The sequence below is a fragment of the Agromyces subbeticus DSM 16689 genome (assembly GCF_000421565.1).
Classification (GTDB): domain Bacteria; phylum Actinomycetota; class Actinomycetes; order Actinomycetales; family Microbacteriaceae; genus Agromyces; species Agromyces subbeticus.
The window spans coordinates 1-5,677 of sequence record NZ_ATXG01000031.1; the positions used below are offsets into that span (position 1 = coordinate 1).

Annotated in this window: 1 protein-coding gene; it reads left to right on the plus strand. The window is 67.4% G+C overall.

Annotation, left to right across the window (positions count from 1 at the left end; translation table 11 throughout):
* Positions 1-327: 327 nt before the first annotated feature.
* On the plus strand, positions 328-5,677 hold a 5,350-nt coding region (locus H521_RS25295), incomplete at its 3' end, for a ThuA domain-containing protein (RefSeq protein WP_022894858.1).

Here is a 5,677-nt window from a genome sequence, read left to right on the forward strand (position 1 = left end):
CCGCCAACCTCACCCTCTCCCTCTTCGAATAACCACCCCAGAACACCCAACGGGTGGGCGACGCGAGATTCGCGTCACCCACCCGTTTCGTGCGCGCGGATCGTCGGAGATTCAGTGCCTCGAGCTCTCGTCGCACGCGTCCTGCAAGAATCCTCCTGCGGGTCTGTGGTGGTTATCGCTGCCATCAAAGAGAAACTCTTCACGGCGGAGACAGAATCAATCGGTGTGATTGTCATCTTTTGCTTGACGAATACCAAAAGTCCCCCCTAGGTTCATGATCGGACGCCCGAGTGCGCTTTCCCGGCAGTTGAAACCAATGGAGGTCTCATGCTCACCCAGTTCCATTCGACCGCGAGGCGGCTCATAGCCGGCGCGGTCACGGCCCTGCTCGCCGCGGGGTTCGTCGCCGCCACGGCGACACCGGCACAGGCGCATGACGGCGCCCACGTGCTGATCTTCACGAAGACGACGCAGTTCCGGCACACGGACGCGATCAACAAGGGCACCCCGCTCATCACGGCAGCACTCGAGGCCGAGGGCATGGAGGTGACGCACACCGAGGACTCCACGGTCTTCAACGACACCGATCTCGCCGGCTATGACGCGCTGGTCATGTTCCAGACCTCGGGCGACCCGTGGAACGCCGACCAGAAGGCGGCGCTCGAGCGCTACCAGCAGGCCGGCGGCGGCATCGTCGCAATCCACAACGCCACCGACATGCGCGGAGCCTACCCGTGGTGGGACGAGCTCGTCGGCTCGCTCATGCCGGGCCACGCCGCGACTGGCACCGACCCCGGCCAGCCCGGCACGGTGCGGATCGAAGACGACACGCACCCGTCGACCGAGCACTTCGAAGAGACCCGCTGGGATCGCGCCGACGAGTGGTACAACTTCTCGAACAACGTGCGCGGCACCGCTCACGTGCTCGCGTCGATGGACGAGACCACGTACGACGCCGGCGGCAACGCGATGGGGTACGACCACCCGATCTCGTGGTGCAAGGCGTACGACGGTGGTCGCGCCTGGGCGACCGCGATGGGCCACTTCGGCTCGCACTTCCAAGAACCGAAGCTCCTGCAGCACATCGTCGGCGGCGTGCAGTACGCCACCGGCGAGGTCGCCGGCGACTGCGGCGGCACCGATTGGAACAGCTTCGAGAAGGTCGCGCTCGACGAGAACACCTCGGCGCCCTTCGCGATGGACGTCGCCGAAGACGGCCGGGTCTTCTACACCGAGCTCGTCCGCGGCCAGATCCGCGTGTGGGACCCCGCCACGAACGCCGTGACCACGGCCCTCGAGCTCGACGTCTACTCCGGCGGCGAAGACGGACTCCTCGGCATCGCACTCGACCCGAACTTCACCGAGAACGGTCGCATCTACACCTACCGCTCGCCCGACGCTCCCGACAACTCCGACCCGTCGAGCTTCCTCAGCCGCGTCTCGCGCTTCACGATGGTCAACGGATCGATCGACCCCGCCTCGGAAGAACTCATCATCGAGGTGCCCGCTCGACGGCTGCCCGATGAGCCCGGCCACACCGGTGGCGGCCTCGACTTCGACGCCGCTGGCAACCTGTACCTCGGCGTTGGCGACGACGTGAACCCCCACTCCGAGCCCTCTGGCGGCTACGCGCCGATCTCCACTCGTCCGAACACCTTCCACGATGCACGCGAGACGTCGGCGAACACGAACGACCTCCGCGGCAAGCTGCTGCGCATCACGCCGAACGCCGAGGGCCCCGGCTACACCGTTCCCGAAGGAAACCTCTTCCCCGAGGCTGCCGACACCGACGGAAAGACGCTGCCCGAGATCTACGCCATGGGCTTCCGCAACCCGTTCCGGTTCTCCGTGGACCAGTCGACGGGTGCGATCAGCCTCGCCGACTACTCGCCCGACAACGGCACGGATGCTCCGACGACGCGCGGCCCGGCCGGCATCGCCGAGTGGAACTACATCACGTCGCCCGGCAACTACGGCTGGCCGCTCTGCATGGGCGACAACGAGCCGTTCCGCAACGTCGACTACACGACGAACCCGGTCACGGTCGGCGCGTTCTTCGACTGCGCAAACCCCGTCAACGACTCGCCGCGCAACACGGGTCTCACGCAGTTGCCCGCCGCCCGTGCCGCTGACATGTTCTACGGCTACAAGCGCTCGTCGGTGCCCTCGGTCATCCCGCAGGGCGGCGGCCTCGCCCCCATGGGCGGACCGGTCTACAACTACGACGCCGAACTCGTCTCCGACACCAAGTTCCCGGCCTCGTACGACGGCAAGCCCTTCTTCTACGAATGGGCGCGCAACAAGATGTTCACCATCCAGCTGAAGGACCCCGCGGCGGGCTCCGGCTCGCAGGTGGAGAAGGTCAACCCCTTCCTCCCGCAGGAGCAGTTCCTCGCGCCCATCGACTCGAAGTTCGGTCCCGACGGGTCGCTCTACGTGCTCGACTGGGGCGGCGGCTTCGGTCGTGACAACCCCAACTCGGGACTGCACCGCATCGACTACATCTCGGGCTCTCGTTCGCCGATCGCGCAGGCCACGGCTGACAAGGACTCAGGACCGGCGCCGCTCGCGGTGACGTTCGACGGCTCGAAGTCCTCCGACCCCGAGAACGCGGAGCTCACCTACGCCTGGGACTTCGAAGACGACGGAACGGTCGACGCCACGACGGCGACCGCCGAGCACACCTACGAGGCCGACGGCGAGTTCAATGCTCGACTGACCGTCACCGACCCCGATGGCAAGACCGCGACCACGACGGTACCGATCACGGTCGGCAACACGCGCCCGTCGGTGTCGTTCTCGCTTCCGCCGAACGGCTCGTTCTTCGACTTCGGAGACGACCTGTCATGGGATGTCGCGGTCACGGATCCCGAAGACGGCACGGTCAACGGTGACGACGTCATCATCCAGCCCGCGCTCGGCCACGATGAGCACGCACACCCGACGACCCCGATGAGCGGATTCACGGGCACCACGGAGACGACCCTCGGTGGCCACGCGGCCGACGAGAACATCTTCTTCGCGCTCGACGCCCGCTACACGGATGGCGGCGGCGAAGCCGGCGCCAACCCGCTGACGGGTTCGCAGACGACGCTCGTCTTCCCGAAGCGCAAGCAAGCGGAGTTCTACGACAGCGCCTCGGCGATGACGAAGGCACCGAGCCGCGACGTCGAAGGCATCGAGAGCGATCGAGTGATCGTCGGTGGCGACGGCGCATGGGCGCACTTCGAACCGGTGAACTTCTACCGAGTCGACGAGCTCGCGCTGCGCGTCTCGGCGGTGTCGGCAGGAACCAGCATCGAGCTTCGCAACGGCGCGGCCGATGGCGAGCTGCTCGCGACCGCGGCAGTTCCGGCGACCGGGTCGACGCGATTCGCCGACGTGCTCGTCGATGTGAGCGCATTCCCCGACGAGTCGCTCGACCTCTACGTCGTCTTCCGCGGCGGCGAGATCAAGCTCAACTTCCTCGAGGCGATCGGCCAGGGCGCATCGCCCGAAGCCTCGCCGACGGTCGCCATCACGGCGCCCGAGCAGGACGTCGAGCTCGAGCCCGGTCAGGACGTCACCGTTCAGGCCGACGCAGCGGGCACCGTCGAGCAGGTCGAGTTCTTCGTCGACGGAACCTCCATCGGCGTCGACGAGTCCGCACCGTACGCCGCGGAGTGGGCCGCGCCGGCGGAGGGGCTCTACGAGCTCACCGCCGTCGCGACGAACACCGCAGGCAAGTCGACCACGTCTCGCATCGTGCAGGCGCAGGTCGGCGAGCTCTTCGGTGATCTCGTTCCGTTCACGAACGCCGACGGCACCTTCGAGCGCATCGGCGACGGACGCTTCCGCATCACCGGCGCCGGCGCCGACACGTGGCAGGGCATCGACCAGTACTCGAGCCTGTACGCGCCGGCCGGCGGCGATGACAACTGGGAGGCGGTCGTCAAGGTCGATGCCCAGCAGAACACGAACGGTGCTGCCAAGGCAGGGCTCATCGTGCGCAACGACATCACGCTGCCCGGCAGTTCGCCCGGCTACGCGATGGTCGGCATCCGGCCGAGCGGCGGCATCGAGTTCCTGTCCGACCCCGACGGGAACGGACAGCTCAACACCTCGGTGCAGGGCGGCACCACGAGCTACCCCACCTGGGTGAAGCTCAAGCGGAGCGGCGCCGACTACACGGCGTACTTCTCCAAGAACGGCACCACCTGGACCCAGGTCGGCGGAACGGTCAACCTCACGGGGGCCGCGTCGACTCAAGACGTGGGCATGTTCACGGTGTCGCACGCCACGGGAGCAGGCACGGTCGACTTCGCGGACTTCGCGATCGACACCGATCCGACTCCGCCGCAGCCCTCGGGTCCGCTCGAGCCGCTCATGTGCACCTCAGCGCCGCTTTCCGACGAGTTCGACGGACCCGCACTCGCGGCGACGTGGGGCCTTCGCTCGGCCGACGGCAAGCCCATCACCCAGTCGGGCGGCTCGCTCGATCTCCCCGTCACGGCGGGAGACATCAACGAGGCCTCGACCGGACCGGTGAGCTTCGCCGGTAAGCCGCTGCCTGCCGGAGCGTGGGAGGCGACGACGAAGATCACGCTGGCGCATAACTCGCACTGGCAGTGGGCCGGACTCGTCGTGCACCAGAACGACAACGAGTACAACAAGCTCGCCTTCGTACGGAACCAGAGCGGTGGACGCTTCATCGAGTTCCAGAGCGAGACGGCCGGCAGCAGAACGACGCCGTCCGCTCCCGCCTTGCCTGCGGGCTTCCCGACCACGATCCAGCTGAAGCTCACGAGCAACGGAACCACGTTGACCGGTGCGTACTCGGCTGACGGTCAGACGTGGAGCGCGCTCGGCGGATCGCTGCAGCTCAAGCCGAACGCGAAGATCGGCGTCATGGCGGCGGGCGACCTCGGAGCGACCCCGGTCACCGCGAAGGTGGACTGGTTCCACTTCAGCCCCGAGCCGGCCGCCGGCGAACCCGTCGCAGCCAGCGATGCGTTCGACGGGACCGCGCTCGACGGCTGCCGCTGGGGGCAGAGCGTTCGGTACGACTCGAACCACGCCAAGGTCGCCGACGGCCACCTGAAGATCACGACGCAGCCGGGCGACATCAACGGGAACAACCCGCTGTCGCCCCGGAACTTCATCCTCACCGAAGCGCCCGAGGGCGACTGGGTGGCGAGCACGAAGTTCAAGGCGCCGCTCGATCACCGCTACCAGCTGGCCGGGCTGATGATGTGGGCCGATGACGACAACTACGTCAAGGCCGACATCGTCGCCTACAACGCTCCCGGCGCGGCACTCGACCTGCGGGCCGAGCTTGCGGGCGAGGCGAACGCGGCCGGCATCGGCAACCGCAACCTCAACGTCGCCGACACCACCGAGAGCGGGTACTGGTACCTCCGGGTCACCAAGACCGGCAACCTCTACACGGCCGAGGTGAGCGACGGCGGCGTCAACTGGACTCCCATCGGGGCGACCGGCATCACGTTCGACCAGCCGCTCCGCGGCCTCGGGCTGATGGCCATCGGGCCGCAGCAGGAGACTCCGGTCGTCGTCGAGTTCGATTCGTTCGAGCTGCAGGCGGATGACCCGGCGCCGGTGCTGGATGTGCCGGTGGTCGCCGGAACGCGCTGCATCGCCGGCAAGGTGCTGGTGACGGTGAAGGCGACGAACAACGAGG